We start from the raw sequence: 16602 nt of genomic DNA, 5'->3' as shown, positions 1-16602 counted from the left end.
CAATATCGCAATTAATCGGAATACATAGGGTTATCTCCTATATCGCAATATGTATGCCAACTCATTCAAAAAGCATTTAATAAAGACACAACCATTTGATTTAAAATATATTTATTGTTTTAACGATTAAGAGATGAAATTAATGATGCAGAAAAGCTGTGATCTAGGCGGTTTTATTTAGGTGATAAATTATCAATAATAAGAAACTGTGTGAACTTTATACAAAAAACACATAACTAGCTAATAAATAATAATTAAATTTAATACTCTAAATGCGAAGTGATAATTTATTATCAATATTGATAATTTTAAGGTGAGAATGTGATGCACTCATTACTAAGTACTCTACAAGATGAAATCAGCAAGTACACCGATGCCATTGCAGGTATCACTGGTACCGATGTTGAAATTATTGATAACAACTTGGTTCGTATTGCAGGTACAGGGCGTTATCGCTATATGCTCAATCAAGATGTCTCTAGTAATGGGCATATTTATCGCCATGTACTGCAAGTACAAAAAACCATTTTGATTGAAGATCCCAAAGAAAATAGCCTGTGCCAACTGTGTCAAAACCGATTAACTTGCACTGAAGAACTTGATCTCAATGCCCCTATTTTCCTGAATAATCAAGTTATTGGCGTAATAGGGATTATTTGTTCTAATCGAGAACAAAAAATGTTTTTGATGAAACAAAAACAAGCCTTTATCACCTTTATCGAACAGTTTTCGGAGATGATTTCAAGTCGTATTTTTGAATGTCTTGAAAGGCTTAGAGAGAAAGAGCGATTTGGGACTTTTAGAAACTTGATTGATGTGATGGATAGAGGTGTAATTGCAATCGATAGCCAAAATAAAATTTGGCATGCCAATCTTTCTGCTCTACGTTTTTTTGATTGTGAATTAATTGGGCAATCTCTTGATATCGATATGACTGGCGATATTCTTTATGGTGATGAAGAAGCATGGCTAATATTAAATCAACAACGCTATCATGTTCTGTGTAAAAAAATCACCTTTTCATCTGTTGATAATGACCAACTCACAATGGTTATCTTCCATGATGCCCGCGATTATATGACACAGGTGAATACCTTATCGGTTGATGAAAATCCTCACTCTCCTTTAATTGGCAACTCACAAAATATGCTCCAATTAAAAAGCATGTTAAGTAAAGTTGCGGTTAGTCACGCCAGCGTACTTATCACCGGAGAAAGCGGTTCAGGTAAAGAAGTGGTTGCTTACACTATTCACCAACAAAGCCTACGCACAAAACAGCCTTTTATTACCATTAACTGCGCAGCTATCCCAGAACAACTGCTAGAAAGTGAGCTTTTTGGTTATGTCCGCGGTGCATTTAGTGGTGCTGATCCTAAAGGACGTATTGGTAAATTTGAATTAGCACATGGTGGAAGCCTATTCCTAGATGAAATTGGAGATATGCCTTTACATCTACAAGCCAAGCTTTTACGTGTTCTTCAAGAAAAAAGCATCACTCGTGTTGGCTCTAATAATATGATCAATATTGATGTAAGGATCATTGCTGCCACCAACAAAGATCTACGTGAAATGGTAAATAAAGGACAATTTCGTGAAGATCTGTTTTATCGCCTCAATGTTGTTCCGATCCATACACCTGCATTACGTGATCACCGAGAAGATATTGCAGAACTTGCACAATTCTTTGCTGATGATCTGGCTTCAACCTATCAACGGCCTGTTGCAAAGATCCCCAACGTTGTTATTAACTACTTATATTCCTATGATTGGCCGGGCAATATCAGAGAGCTACGTAATGTGATTGAATATATGTATGTTATGCAAGGCGATACAGTGGATTTGAACCTCAGCCACCTTCCACCTTATTTGTTAGAAACACCTCATTCTGATCCTTTAGAAAAAGAAAAAACCAGTGGTATCTATACAGCAGCTAAAACAGATAATAAAGATAAAAATCAACCGTTAAACGCACAAGAATTTCTCAAAACTCAAAACCAGACATCAGAGTATCAAACCATTATGAACATATTAGAAAAAACAGGGACAACATTAGAAGGAAAGAAGAAAGCGGCAGAAATTTTAGGGATAAGCATTGCTACTCTATATAGGAAAATAAAAATACGATAAAAGGTATTTAAGATGAAGTTTTGAATATTAATAATTTAATCAATAGATTTAATTTAATATAGGGTACTTAATAAGAATTATTTTCATTAATTACTCTCTATATATATTATTAGAAACCATTCTTTTAATGACTAGCTTTTATAAAGTATTGTCATCATCATATTTTAAACTTAATAGAATTTGTAACTAAATATATTTTCCATAAAGTAAATTTAAACTATCACGTTTTATCCACAACTCCCCGCAAAAGCATAACCAATTGAAAATAAATAATAAAAAAAATTAAATCTATTATCTTATTAATGATTTTTTCATATTACATTAGCAAATTTTGTAACACTGTGCATGAGACACCAAAAAATAAACTACATATAATCCGTTTACACAAAAACTGAAGTGAATTTTCATATTAAATTTTAATATTAATGATAAAAAGCAAAATAATGAAAATGCTTTGCAAATTTCATGATTAATACTAAAAACCTATTTTATTAAGATTATATTTACTATTAAGTTAATCTGTTCAACGTGCTTATATTGCACTGTACCTTTAATTGATTAAGAAATAGTAATAACAGACTAATTGTAAAAAATAGCGATTAATATGATTTATTAAATACTTTTTATATCAATCACTAGGGGTTAAAAATGCCTATTTTAACAAAAAAACTGCTTCCAATGGCTTTTCTTATTTCAGCAATAACGGCAAGTGCAACAGTTTCCGCTGATGAGCAAACAGGACAAATTTCTTTTTCAGGTTTAATTTATTCATCTACTTGCACTATTGATATTAATGGCTCTGGCTCTGACGGTAACGTTAATATGGGACGTTATGCAACAAGTGAATTTGATCGTACCGGTAGTGAAGTTGGCGGAGCTAATGGTAATGGTAAATTAGATATCTCTTTAATTAATTGCCCACCACAAGGTACTGTAAAATTAAAGCTAGAAGGTAAAACAGATAGTAGCTCAGATCAAATCTTAGCCTTAGATGATCCTAATGGTTCGAATACAGCAAAAAATGTTGGTATCCATATTTATGATAGAGATGATTTAAGCACACCTTTCGATCTCAATATAACGAGAGAATATAAAATTAAAGATACGGGTGATCTTAAATCTAAAACACTTTATTTTGTTGCTAAATACGTTAGTACAAGCAATAACGTAGAAGCTGGCCGTGCTGATGCAACATTGAATTATACATTGACTTATCAATAATAAAAAATCGCAGGTTAATAATTCTGTTAACCTGCTTTTATTAAAAAGGTATTTACCGATGAAATTTAAAAAAACACTTTTAGGACTGGGGTTAATATTCAGCTCAATAACATCAAGCTTTGCTGGATTTGGTTTAGAAACAACTCGCGTTGTTTATAATGAAACAAATAAAAATGAAGGTTTTGTTGCATTTAACAGTGATAAAAATACTAATTATTTATTACAATCCTGGGTTGAAGATCTCAATGGCAAACTCACTCAAGATTTTGTGATCACTCCACCATTAATTAAATTAATGTCGCAACAAAAAAATACACTACAAGTTACTAAAAATACAACACTGCCTAATGATATTGAATCCATGTATTGGATCAATGTTAAATTTGTCGCACCAAGCAATGAAAATTTAGAAAATGTTTTGCGTTATTCAATGACAAATAGAATTAAGTTGATTTACAGACCACAATCTCTAAAAAATGACAATATTGAAAAAGAAATCAAAGAGTTAAAATGGTCACCAAAGAATAACAATCTTGTAGTATCAAATAGCTCACCTTATTTTATTAATATTAGCAAACTCTTTATTGATGGAAGAGAGATTGAACAATTACCTAGTTTTCTTCCGCCAAAATCAGAAACCACTATTAGCGTTAACAAAACATTATCGGGTAAAGAAAAAATAAAATTATTTTATATCGACGATTTTGGAAAAAACCTTCCAATGGAATTCGAATTATAATAAGAGATATTATTCAATATGAAAAAGATAAAGGATAATTATTTTAATAAATCGCCACTCTATTTATTTATTGCTGGCGCTTTATTCGCTTCTTTTAATACATCAGCAAATGACTATTATCCTGCTAATCTATTAAATATTGAAGGAAGCACTCAACAAGTGACAAATGAAGATCTAAATGTCTTTAGAGAGAATAATATCGCCCCAGGTCACTATAAAGTGACTCTTTTTATCAATGATAATCGCGTATTAACACGCGACTTTGATTTTATTTTGATGAAAAATAAAGAGGGTAACTCAATATTAGCTCCACGTCTTTCAGCAGAAGAGTGGTATAAAGTTGGTGTTGATCTTCCTTATGATGTGATTAATAAAAACAAAAATAATGATTTTATTAATCTCAACGAGATCAATAATGCGAACGGCTATTTAGATTTAAATAGAAAACAATATGTTCTAACATTACCACAATTATATGTTAATGAAGATAGATTAAAAGAAAATGAAATAAAAAACTGGGATTCAGGTATTCCTGCATTATTAGTTAATTACGCATTATCTTCATTTAATAGTCGTAGTCAGGGTAATACGACAGATAGCTATTATGGCAACATTCAAACCCAAGTTAATTTAGGTCCTTGGCGTTTTAATAACTATTCAACCTGGACAAAGAATGAAAATGGCGAGAAAAAATGGAATACATTGAGTAATGTTCTTTCCAGAGCGATCACCAGTATTAATAGTGAATTAATGATGGGTGATCTCTATACCTCTTCACAACTCTTTGATTCAGTAAAATTTAGAGGAATTAAATTAGTCACCGATAGACTAATGACACCGACACAAAATAGAACCTATGCACCTAGCGTTTCGGGTATTGCTAATACAGAATCTATCGTCACTATCACCCAAAATGGCCAAGTTATTTATAAACGCAGTGTGCCCGCTGGACCTTTTAATATTACTGATTATTATCCGATGAACAGCGGCGGAGATTTACATGTCAGCGTTACTGAAGCGGATGGCTCTGAAAAGAATTTTATTGTGCCTTTCTCCTCTATTGCCAATCTAGAAAGAAAAGGTGAATTAAAATATAGCTTCTCAACGGGTAAATACGACGGTAATAATAGCGGGGATGGCGCTTATGTTGTTCAGACCGAAGCTTTCTATGGTTTAACTGACTATGTCACCCTTTATGGCGGCGTACTTATTGGTGAAAAATATCAATCTGTTGGTGTGGGTACTGGGGTAAATTTAGGTAGCTACGGCGCGATCACCACTGATTTATTGTATGCGAAATCTTCCACTAACAATGGCAATGATTCATTACATGGCAATGCTTTTAGAGTTAATTATTCTAAAAATATATCAGTCACAGATACGACTCTTTCGTTAGTCGGTTATCGTCACTTCGATGCCAATTTTCTCAATTTTACTCAAGCGATGGAATACAAAGACAGCAAATACCATCCAAGCAATGGGTTAAAAAATGAATATACGCTCTCGATTAATCAACCTTTATTTTCTAATAACGCTTCGATTAATTTAAATTCAGTTATTTATAAGTACGTTAGTGGTAAAACCGTTCATTCTTATAATATGGGTTTTAATAGCGCTATTAATAAAGTTAACTATAGCGTTTATTACACTTATTACGATGGTAGTCGTTATAGCGAGAGTAATAAAAAAAATAGTCATGATTTGAGTATGAATGTCAGTATTCCTTTTTCATGGAATGAAAACTACATTTGGGCTAATTACGGTATATCAACGAACAATGATAACCAAGTATTACAGACCGCACGTTTAAGTGGAACCTATGGTGATAAAAACCAAGCAAACTGGGATGTTTATCAAGGCTATGGTAATAAAGGTGTTAATTATAGCGGTGGTTTAAATGGCTCTTATAAAACACAAAGCGCCGTTGTTAATGCGGGTTATTCGTATACTCAAGATAAGCAAAATATTAACTACGGTGTTAGTGGTGCATTAGTTGCAACACAATATGGCGCAGTATTCGCCCCTTCATTGCAACAAACAAATGCATTAATACTGACTAAAAATACCTCTGGTGTAGAAGTCATTAATGGTCAGTCTATTAAAACGAATAATAGTGGATTAGCAGTTGTTTCTGGAATGTCGCCTTACCAAAAAAATAGCATTAGTGTTAATACCAATTCTATTCCGAGTGATACTGAAATTTCGAATAATATTATTAGTAATATTGTTCCAACAAAAGGTGCTTTAGTACTGGCTGATTTCGATGCTAAAAAAGGCTTTAAATTCCTACTGACATTACAAACGCCAGATAAAAGTACCATCCCTATGGGTGCTAAAGCTGAGATTGATAACGATGATACGCAATTAGTCGCAAGCTTCCATCAACTCTATTTTGTTGCCAATAAACCACAAGGCAATATTCAAGTTTCGTGGACAATTAATGGTGAGCAAAAAACCTGCAATGCAACTTATGACATTAATAATAAAGCGCCAGTTAATGGTTTATATATTTTAGATACTGAGTGTAAATAAGGAAATAAAATGACTAACTTAAAAAATAAAATGAATAAATTATTATTTCTAATTTTTATTCTTAGTTTATCTACCCTCTCTTTTTACAGTCATGCCGCGCCTGATTGTGTCAATAATGGCGGTATTAAACATGGCACGATGGATGCCAGAGGCGGTACCATTGAACTAAAAGGAATGATTAAAAAGAATCAGGAAGTGGCTCGTTTTACATTTAAACGTGATGGTTCAGATGTCGCAGTCGCAGATTGCCCAGATGGCGCTGAGTTCTATGCTTATGCAACATATAGCGAAGCCAGTGGCGTAATGCCAACCTATTATATGGATATCGATGGTAGACCTGCTTATTATGTTGTACGTAACGGTCATATTACAGGCTTAGATGATTATGCTTATGTTTTAATTGAAAATGAGTCAGGTTTGTCATTTAGAAGTCAGCCAGGACAAGAAGTTCCTGTTAATAGCCCTAAACTTAATACAAGGGATGCTACCGTTATTGTTTACTCCACCAAAGATAACCCTAAATCCCAGCGTTTTACGACTCAATATATTGGCTCTATATTAATTAATCGCTTTAATTCAGGTGGCGGTACAACGGCTGTTGGTTTTAGTTATCGTCTATCTGTAAATATTATTAGCGCGCCAACATCTTGTAGTGCAGAAAATACGAACCTTGAAATGAATTTGCCTAAAATGCCTATTACTGCATTTTCTAGCATTGGGTTTCCTCGTGATAATCAATATGCTGAAGATAATCTGAGAATAAATTGCACAGGTAATGCTTCCGCTAAAATTAAGCTAATGGCGCATAACACCACAAGTTACGACGGGCAAAAAACCATTATCAAACCTGATAATGAAGGCGACAGTAATAATGCCAAAGGTGTAGGATTTGTTGTTTCATCCCCTTCAAGTGGTGATACGGTGTTAATTAATAACCAGTTTGTTCCACTGGCTGATTTAACCAGTGGCAGCAATAGCGTACCACTAAAAGCAGAATATTATCGTTATGGTGATGATATTAAACCCGGCAAACTTAATGCCACTGCAAATTTTGTATTGGAGTTTAATTAGTTATTACTGCGCATTGTATGCTATTAATCAAAAAAGGGAATTTTTCTGTTATTTCGAATCAAGTGGACAAACAAAACCAGTTAATGAAGATGATAACACCATAAAATTACAATTCACTGTACCTGAGAGGCAATTTATTGCAAAAGAGTATCTAGTGGGAAGCATTAAAGTTCCCTTTTAAAAAAGCCTATTTGAGATGGAATTAAAAATGCGTTTAGACCATTTCGATTATCCCAATCAAGGAGGAACGAGTTTATGTGGCTCTGCTGTATTTTTTTATTATCTACTCAGAAATAGACTTTATATATATGAATAAGCAGCAAAAGTACTGTGGCAATATGGAAAAAAATTGGCGAGCTAGAAATAGCACTTAACAAAGGCTGTCGTAATCCTAATGGCTATTTCTATAATACTTTTGGCTCAGTTATTTCAGGACTTGATTGGGTAATCCAGACTCAATCAACGAGCTACACGCCATTGTTCTAAAACCATGTCCGCAAACTTCGTTTTATTTTCATAGCCCATCACACGTAATGCGTTATTTACCGTGTTTTCACTCATAGGTTTTCTTGGATTATGATCGCCGATAAAGATCAGTTCGTGGTTGCCGCTGAATTGGTAGATCTACTTTAAGATCTCAATGGCTTGTCTGCTTAAAGACACTAAGTGAGGAGTATGCATTTTTGAATCGTGATGAAGTATTTATCTCCTCACATTCAGCAGAAGGATGCTTTGAAAAACCGAAAGGTAGGTAACGCCCTATAAATCATAAACTTTAAGTATAAAAAAAGACGCTTTTAGCGTCTGATTTTTGGTGCGAAGGCCGGACTCGCACATAAAGACTAACAACATGAAATTTAAGTAATATATTTTTAGTGATTTTTTTTGTACCCGTAAATGTACCCACATTAAAAACATTGCATTGATAGATATAAAAATTAGGGCAACACTTGGTCTATACTTTGTCAGCCTAATACATGCCAATAAGCCAAAACCATGAAAATAATAAATGAGATCAGAAAAGAAGCATTAAAATTTCGAGAACTACTTAATAACTGTGATAAATAAAATACAAAACTTGTAATAGATTGCTTTCCGATTATGCGCTGTAAGCTTTCCTCGATGCTTTTAGCATACCAGATTATACCCTAAAATTATTTAATTACTTTCAATATTCAAACTAGTACTCATCAATAGTATAAAATAGGTGATACCAAGGAATATATTTGCTAAATAATAGTTTTAACACTAAGAACCTATCCCAGAAGGTATTGTCAGAACATCGTAACGGGTAATTTCTGAAGGTGAAAATGTGACAGGCGGCAAATGGCAGATCAGCGATGAACTCTGGGAAAAAATAGCACTGCTTATCCCTGAGCACAAAACCAATCATCCGCTCGGCACTCACCGTAAGTGAGTTGATAACCGTGCTGCCATGGATGTCATATTCTTTGTGCTCAGAACTGGTTGCCAGTGGAACACCCTAAACGCCACCGGGATATGTTCATCGAGCTCACAGCACACCGGCGCTTCCAGGAATGGCGTGATGCCGGTGTCTTTGAACGCTTTTGGCAGAACGGTCTGCTTACCTGTGAACATCTGGACGATATTGACTGGTCATGGTTGTCAATGGACGGTTGCATGACTAAATCATCGCTGTCGGGAACAAAAAACAGGCCTAAATCCTACGGACAGAGGGAAGCAAGGCGTAAAACGCAACCTGCTTACGGACGCCAACGGACTTCCCCTGTCACTGGTTATTGCAGCAGCAAACACGCACGACATCAAACTGGTTACAGATACACTCGATGCCCTTCAGAAGGGACCTCCGGGACAAAAACTGAGGCTCTGCCTGGACAAAGGTTACGATGCAGGCTGGCTGAAAACCTATCGACAGAACCGCTGCTACGAGCCGCATATCCAGTCCCGTAAAGAAGAGTCTGACGCCAGTAAAAACATGGATGGGCTTCAAAGCCCATCGCTGGGTCGTCGAAAGAACGCACAGTTGGATGAATAGTAGTCATTCCATTAACGCCCCTAGATTTTTTGAATAAAGAATAAGGATTGAATATACTTTTTATTATCTGCTAGAACGTTAATCTAAGTTGCAAAAAAAGCTTCATTAATTCTACATATTCCGAATATCGCTGCTCGATCTCATTTTTATCAGCTTCTGACAACTGATGTAGATAACCATTCCTAAGTTGTCTGGCACTCTTGCTCCCTCTCTTTCCTGTCCCCCCCCTATAAATTAAATCTAAAGACTCATATTTAAAATATAAATTAAAATGTTCCAAAGTATTTCTTAAAGTACCTATATTTAATGTACTTTTATTATTTAAATTTTTATCTTTTTGATAAAAAGATTGCAATTTTGCAGCAAAAACCTCACAACGAAGATAAAAGTCAATAAATTCACCAACCTTTCCTTGGCATGAAAAACCAGGGTCTGCTTTAACTACACTCTCTAATCCTAAATTTCTTCGAGCGGATAATGCTGAATTCTGTCGATGGCTTCTTTCTCTTTTAATCATAAATCCCCATAGTTAGCTAAAACCTTCGATAGCACATGTTACATGTACTACTTTTTCGAATGCTATCTTACTTCTTTAAGCATTTATGTGACTAAATTGACAATGATTAAAACATAAATAAATTTTATATCTAATCTTCTAGTCTTTGCGTTCTAACCTAAACCCGACACTTTGTAGTGCCATATTTATAAATAGGTTATATACTTAATCCAAATAAATCTCTATGTAGATAGAATCTTAGTTAATGTTTAATTATGTTTATAAGGGATCTCATGGCAGTAGCTCCTCAAGTTCTTCCGCATACCGCGATTTCAACCTGGAGCGGGTTTGTTTATCAGGGCAAACTGGCGCTATATCATTGTCTGAAGATGATGTCCGCAGACTATGAAACGAACCGGGATTTGAAATTGCAGTTAGAAAGTCAGGATGATTTCGCTATTTTTCGTCAACATCAATGCCTATCAATGCATCAAGTCAAAGCGTATAAGGATACGCTCTTTTCTGCCTACAGCCATGGCATTTCGACTCAACGGGATAATGCGAAGCAACGGAGAATAGCACTCGCTTATTTTCATGTTGCACGCCCGATAAGGAATATCCCAGAAAGGTTTGAAGCTGACTATGAACCTGTGAGATTTTATACTTACCCAATCCCTCCTGATACAAACGGACGTATCGAACAATCGTTTTGCCCACTAAATGAAGTGGATAATTTGATTAAGGATACACTTACCAACCTAATTTCTGACGTTGTATCACTACCTAATTGGAAAGCTAATCTTGTTGATAAAATTCAAAATACACTTGAAAGCATAGTTAATTCAAAAGTCATAATAACTCATAGTCTAATACATGAGGCTACCAATAGTCATCAGGCTACGATAGCAGCCAATGAGTTTATTGAGTTTTCTGAGTTGTATAATGTAATTGAAGCAGAAGATTATGTTCAATTTGAGAATGAGGCATTCTTCCTTAGCCGTCTGCAAATTGATATTGGTACATACTTCCAAGAGTTTTGTGAACGCCAAGACGGCCTATCCCAAGCAGCATGCCAAAAGTTAGATGATTATTTGGCTACTATTACTATGCTAAATATTGAAGAAATGAAGGCCTTTCTAAGGGCAACTATGCCACATAAAAAGGGACGTTTTAAAACGCTTAGTGAATTTAAGGACCAATCAATTGATAGTGATGCAATGCGACTTGGTATGTTTAAGATTTTTTGGAAACTAGTTCAGGCTGCACGTAATGAAGATTCTGCGGTTACATTTTCGTGGTTAAATGAAGGAATTTTCTACTATCCCACAGGTATCTACCATGCTGCAGAACATCAGGCAAGTATATGTCACGACATCATGCAACAGGCTATTAACGAAGATGTAGAGTGCTTATTTGAATCTGGTGCACTTATTACTAGCGCCATAGATAGAGATTCAATCTCAGATGTGATCGTAGGTATTGACTCGGCTGAGGATATGGATACCACTGAACACGAATTACTAAGGGAAAACCGCATAGGAAATTATAAGAAGGTAGCTATGGTTTCTTTAAACAATATACCTGAGAGTTTGAAAGATGCAGAACTTGATTGAACAGTTACTGGAGTCAGAAGGCCTGACACGTAATCTCTCCGCAGACTTAGCATTATACGAATATAATAGTACTAGAAAAACAAATTATTGGTTGGTAATCCATGGCGAACCAATAATCACTCCTGAAATCCAAGCTGAATGGCTACGTAAATGTAAAAATTCTACAGTCGATCCTGCTCTTGAAAAAAATATTAACTTATTGATTGTATGGAATACTGACAGCAGCAAAGTGCTCGCCAGTAAGCAAGCTCACCATATAGAAGAAGATAGCTACTTCTTTAAAAAGCATGTACTTCCTTACACTACCGAAGAATTCGAAGCACTACGTCAACAGATTGATATTAAGGGCTTTGCAACCGTTTTCCAAGAATCAATTACTGCCCCTAATACCTTTACTGAGTATAAATCACACTACCTAGAAGGAGGCTGGCAAAGTCTATTATACAGAATTGCAATAAAGCTTCCCTTTATCTCCGTTAATAGTTCGGGTAGTTCAGATCTAACCAGCCTCGAGCGAAATATTAGGGAAAGGATCCAGCGTACAACTAATCCTAATATACTGGTTGCAACAGATTCGGCTATTGATTCCCTAGCAAATCAGATATCATCGCCGAATATGCTGCCGGAAAATTTATTAACCTTAATGGATGAGAAATTATCAGAGGTTGGCTATGAAAGTGATCATTAAACGCCTCGAAGTGCGTAATTTTAAAGTTTTTGAAAGGATTGAGTTAACACTTGAGAGTGATCACCTCATCGTTCTTGATGGCCCTAACGGTTTCGGTAAGTCATCCTTTTTTGATGCTATGGAGCTCCTGCTGACAGGAAAAATTCGTCGCTATATCGAGCTTGAAGAACTGACCGTGGATCGACGTAGTCTGAAAACAGGCTGCCCTTGGTTATTTAAACAAGCCAAGGACAATGACTGGCTTTCAATTCGTGCAGAGATTGTAGTAGATGGCCAGAGTCATTTTCTTGAGAGAGCAGCCAGTAAAGCTGCACTAGATGAACATAAAGGTATAGCTGATCTGAGCTTACACCTTTATGAACTAGCAAGCTTCAATGCCGAACGGGTTGAAGCCATTTCACAGGAAGAAACTTATCTTTCTACCTTACTCGGTGAGCAGTATCAGCGCGATTTTGAATTATTCCATTATGTCGAGCAAGAAGAAAATACGCGGTTATTAAAACAAAAAGAAAAAGACAGGCAGGGTCAGATTGCACATCTTTTCGATATTGGCGAAATTCAAGATAAAATTAATAACATTACACAAGCGTCGGCTAAAATAGGAAATTTGTGTAATCCGCAGAAAAAGAAGGAACGGAAACAACTTAAGGATAAATGGGAAACTGCTAAGCAGCAGTTGTTACCGACGGGCAGTTCTGTCACATACGAAAGAATGATTACTGTTACAGATCAACCATGGGATCGCGATGTAGTAGAGTTTGATGTACAGCAATTTGAACAGTGGCTATCAGCAGATGGAGAATTATTTCGCCTAAGGCGCTTTACAGATAATTTCGAGAATTATAAAAACCAATTACATAATAATAAATTGGTGCATAAGCTCCTCCCTAGAAAAGAACTACAACAACGTCTGTTAATGTTTTATCGCCCCCTTGAACACAAAGAAAAATGGGTGGCAGAGGTTGCTTGCTTCGATGCTGCGCTAGAGATAAGTGATACCTTCAAAGATATAATAAAGGCCATTAGCGAGGATCTTCTATCAATCACGGCTCCATTGGTGCCACTCCTTCCGCCTCATCTTACACCAGAAGAATTTCTGTTACAGGTTGCGGAACTAAAAAAACAGTTAACCACCGCAAACAAAGTTCAGGAATGCTACGCAAAACTAATACAAACGCGTGAGCAACTAGTAAATGCATTCAGGGAACATCAATCACATTGCGATTCAACAAATATTTGTCCGACATGTGGGCATCCTTGGCCGACGGTAAAAACGCTTCTCGAAGGAATAGAAAGTCAGAGCAAATCACTTGAAACTTTAGCTGATCAACAAAATAATCAATTCTCACAATCACTATTAAGCTTCAGACTCAATTGGCAAGAACCTATCGAACTTGCTCTGCAGCCATGCCTGGGGCAAAAGAGAGAGATCATTGAACGTAAGCGCCAGCTCGCAAACCTGTCAGAGGAGCAAATCCAATGGCTGGAAAATTATTATCAACAACTTCACGATGCAGGAATTGATATTCATAATCTTCTGTCTGATGATTTCAAGCTTGTAACACAACAAACAATAGATGAACTAGAACATCAGATCCGTAAAAGATTTAAACCCGTAGACGATAGCCGCATTTTTGATGATTACGAGAGGATTTATCGTGAAATCTTTAAAAATGATCCACAAGCTGTTGAACGAGTTACCCCCCAACAGCTTGAATTTAAGAAAGTCTATCTGGGACAACAACATGCCATTGCATCTTCTAAATTTATCTTAGAGTGTGAGCTAGAATATAAAAAATCAGATCTTCTGTTCAAAAAAGCCACTAGTTTTAAAGAGCATCTACACAAACTAAAAAGAATCTATGAAAATGAAAAAAGATTGTATCTTGAATCCATAGTTAAAGAGATTGAGATCCTTTTTCATATCTATTCTGGCAGACTTATGCAAAGTTATCAGCAGGGGTTAGGTATTTTTATAGAAAATGACGGAAATTCAATTGCTTTCAATGAAGTGCCAGGGCATGGGCATGATGCTGTCTTTTCCATGAGTTCGGGCCAGCTTTCAGCACTAGTGTTATCATTTACGCTCGCGCTGAACAAGCGATACGCAAAACACACTCTATTACTTGTAGACGATCCTGTCCAAACGCTAGATGAAATCAATGTAGCAGGATTTATAGAGTTACTGCGTACTGAATTCCAAGATCGCCAGATCATCATGTCAACACATGAAGATCGTATGTCAGCTTATTTCCGTTATAAATACAAAAAATTCGGCATGTATGCAAGCCGGATCAACTTTATGGAACAGTCTCGTTTGTCCTTTGATACTTAATAAATAAAATCGTTATAAAGTAAATAGCAAGCACATTATTTTATGCAAAAACAATGTGCTACTATTATCTATATTCTTTCTCTGCAAGAAAAACATTCATGCATTTTTTCCGTCATCACCCACAGTGCTTTATTCAATTTAATATCCCCATCAATACCATTCACTGAACGAGTGCGGGCTCGTTTACCTTTAGCGTTCCGGCCCGATAATCCTCCTTTGATTAAATTCTCCTGCAAGCGTTGATATACCGTCCAAAGATCATCTTTCTTATCTTCCCAGCGACGAGGCTGTAATACTTGCTCCTCTGTAATTGGTTGATATTCCTCACCAAAGCGATAAGTCAAAGCTGCTTGTGCCAAGGCTTGCTGTGCTGGTGGCGGTAACAATAACGACTGCATACCTTCGCGTTTTTCAGCCACTTGCTCAAACGTATCGAGCACCTCATACGCCCCTTCAATCACCTTGCCTACAACATCACCTTTATGTGGCACACGCACTTCACCAAACGTATCTCCGCAAACCAAACCGTTCGAACATACAGCTCTAAATAGACCCGGCAACATCTGATAACTGCTTGATCCATCGTGACTATTTAAGAGAATAATTTCAGGTACTTGAATACCTGTGATTTGATCGTGCCGTCTTAGTCGTAACATGTGCTTGGTATGTTCTCGACGACTAGCATCACGTACACGCGTCTGACAGGCAAAGAACGGGTAGAAACCTTCTTTTTGAAGGCTATCGAGTAAGGTAATGGTTGGAATATAAGTGTATCGTTCACTTCTGGATTCGTGTTTTTCTTCAGAGAAGACACTCGGTACAGTACGGAATAATTCCTCGATGGTTAACGGGCGGTCACGACGAATGCTATTCGCCGCACCAAAGCGGGAAGCTAAACGAGTCATAATGAATTTCCTTGAAAATAAATAAGATAGGTACAACTGAAAGAGTGAATTAAGTGGAATTTAATCAATAAGGTGAAAAATAGCTGAAGTTTCAGGATGTTGAATTGCATAGTCACGAAGCTGGTAGAAACGGTCAACTAAGACTTCACTTTCCGTTCTAAACGACCACTGGCTATACAGCATTAAGCAGACAGCGACACCTGCCGCTTCAGGGCTGAGTATCGCTTCATTGCCATTGTGCATATTGAACAGTGTTAACGTTTCATGATCTAAATCGGGATAAATAAATGCGCCACCGTTGGGTAAGGTGCAGTATTCCCAATAACCGCCAGTGTATTCATCACAGAACTGGCCCATGATAGTAAATATCACCACTTCAAACGTGGCGAAGCCTTTTACTGTGCCGAAGTAGGTTTGCCAGAACTTCGTACGCTGGTGGTCAGAAACTCGATTACCCGTCATCAAATTGGCATTAAAATCCTCACTGCCCTTCATTGAGTTTACGGCATGTCGCTTTTGCTGCATTGAACAAATCCTCTATGTTGTTTTTAATCGGCATAAAAACGGTAGACCCAAAGGCCTACCGTAATAAGGTTATTTAAATATATATGGGAAAAATGGTGGTTTAATGTTTTGAAAATAGTGTATTCAGTAATTGGTCAAGAGGACCGCCAATCAGAGTAGTACACGTAAATACGGCCCCTAATCGTGCTGCTTGGATTTCAGATTCTGAAAATTGCCTTTCAATGAGCATTTTTTCCGCTACTTTCTTTTGTGCGTAGTGGGTCACATAGGACAAGGCCACAACACTTGTTGTTGTGGCGATAAGTTTTAATACTGACATTGGATTACCCTAAA

General features: G+C 36.4%; 12 protein-coding genes and 2 pseudogenes. 9 read left to right on the top strand and 5 right to left on the bottom strand.

Features of this window, described 5'->3' with window-relative positions:
* Positions 1 to 324: 324 nt before the first annotated feature.
* The 5 genes from F1325_RS01800 to F1325_RS01780 all read left to right on the top strand — a co-directional run bounded on the left by F1325_RS01800 (position 325) and on the right by F1325_RS01780 (position 7690).
* Entirely contained in the window at positions 325 to 2127 is a 1803-nt protein-coding gene (locus tag F1325_RS01800) for a sigma-54 interaction domain-containing protein (RefSeq protein WP_109372634.1), read from the top strand.
* A 648-nt stretch (positions 2128 to 2775) separates the two neighbouring features.
* A complete protein-coding gene (locus tag F1325_RS01795; RefSeq protein WP_109372635.1) occupies positions 2776 to 3348 on the top strand; it encodes a fimbrial protein in 573 nt (190 codons plus the stop codon).
* 58 nt (positions 3349 to 3406) lie between these two features.
* The gene (locus F1325_RS01790) at positions 3407 to 4087 is read left to right on the top strand and encodes a fimbrial biogenesis chaperone (RefSeq protein WP_160229923.1); all 681 of its coding nucleotides are present in this window, start codon (positions 3407 to 3409) and stop codon (positions 4085 to 4087) included.
* A gap of 18 nt (positions 4088 to 4105) precedes the next feature.
* Positions 4106 to 6619 (top strand): fimbria/pilus outer membrane usher protein, encoded by a 2514-nt coding sequence (locus F1325_RS01785; RefSeq protein WP_160229922.1) that lies wholly within the window; start codon positions 4106 to 4108, stop codon positions 6617 to 6619.
* A 9-nt stretch (positions 6620 to 6628) separates the two neighbouring features.
* A complete protein-coding gene (locus tag F1325_RS01780) occupies positions 6629 to 7690 on the top strand; it encodes a fimbrial protein (RefSeq protein ID WP_109372638.1) in 1062 nt (353 codons plus the stop codon).
* Between the two features lie 445 nt (positions 7691 to 8135).
* Here the strand turns inward: F1325_RS01780 and F1325_RS19265 are convergent.
* A pseudogene (locus F1325_RS19265) lies at positions 8136 to 8377 on the bottom strand (tyrosine-type recombinase/integrase); the annotation flags it as partial.
* A gap of 625 nt (positions 8378 to 9002) precedes the next feature.
* Between F1325_RS19265 and F1325_RS01770 the strand changes: the two are divergent.
* Positions 9003 to 9705: pseudogene (locus tag F1325_RS01770) on the top strand (IS5 family transposase); the annotation flags it as partial.
* 72 nt (positions 9706 to 9777) lie between these two features.
* On the opposite strand, the gene F1325_RS01765 reads toward F1325_RS01770, so the two are convergent.
* On the bottom strand, positions 9778 to 10224 hold the full coding sequence (locus tag F1325_RS01765) for a hypothetical protein (protein WP_160229921.1): 447 nt from the start codon (positions 10222 to 10224) through the stop codon (positions 9778 to 9780).
* Between the two features lie 272 nt (positions 10225 to 10496).
* On the opposite strand from F1325_RS01765, the gene F1325_RS01760 reads away from it, so the two are divergent.
* From F1325_RS01760 to F1325_RS01750, 3 genes are read left to right on the top strand one after another with little or no spacing between them, the layout of a single operon-like run.
* Positions 10497 to 11816: an ABC-three component system protein gene (locus tag F1325_RS01760; protein WP_160229920.1), complete on the top strand. Its 1320-nt coding sequence runs from the start codon at positions 10497 to 10499 to the stop codon at positions 11814 to 11816.
* A complete protein-coding gene (locus F1325_RS01755; protein ID WP_160229919.1) occupies positions 11800 to 12504 on the top strand; it encodes an ABC-three component system middle component 1 in 705 nt (234 codons plus the stop codon). Before F1325_RS01760 ends, F1325_RS01755 begins: the two co-directional genes overlap by 17 nt.
* Positions 12488 to 14839 carry an AAA family ATPase gene (locus F1325_RS01750; RefSeq protein WP_160229918.1) on the top strand — a complete coding sequence of 784 codons (2352 nt, stop codon included), beginning with the start codon at positions 12488 to 12490 and terminating at the stop codon, positions 14837 to 14839. Before F1325_RS01755 ends, F1325_RS01750 begins: the two co-directional genes overlap by 17 nt.
* 68 nt (positions 14840 to 14907) lie before the next feature.
* Here F1325_RS01750 and F1325_RS01745 read toward each other — a convergent pair whose 3' ends face one another.
* From F1325_RS01745 to F1325_RS01735, 3 genes are all read right to left on the bottom strand, one after another.
* Complete coding sequence (locus tag F1325_RS01745) at positions 14908 to 15744, bottom strand: DUF932 domain-containing protein (RefSeq protein ID WP_160229917.1); 837 nt, start codon at positions 15742 to 15744, stop codon at positions 14908 to 14910.
* A gap of 60 nt (positions 15745 to 15804) precedes the next feature.
* Positions 15805 to 16206 (bottom strand): antirestriction protein, encoded by a 402-nt coding sequence (locus F1325_RS01740; RefSeq protein WP_156730787.1) that lies wholly within the window; start codon positions 16204 to 16206, stop codon positions 15805 to 15807.
* Positions 16207 to 16369: 163 nt separating this feature from the next.
* Complete coding sequence (locus F1325_RS01735; protein ID WP_160229916.1) at positions 16370 to 16588, bottom strand: hypothetical protein; 219 nt, start codon at positions 16586 to 16588, stop codon at positions 16370 to 16372.
* Positions 16589 to 16602 lie beyond the last annotated feature (14 nt).

Origin of the sequence: Proteus columbae (genome assembly GCF_009914335.1) — a bacterium.
Classification (GTDB): Bacteria; Pseudomonadota; Gammaproteobacteria; order Enterobacterales; family Enterobacteriaceae; genus Proteus.
This window is presented reverse-complemented; position numbering and strand designations above follow the sequence as displayed.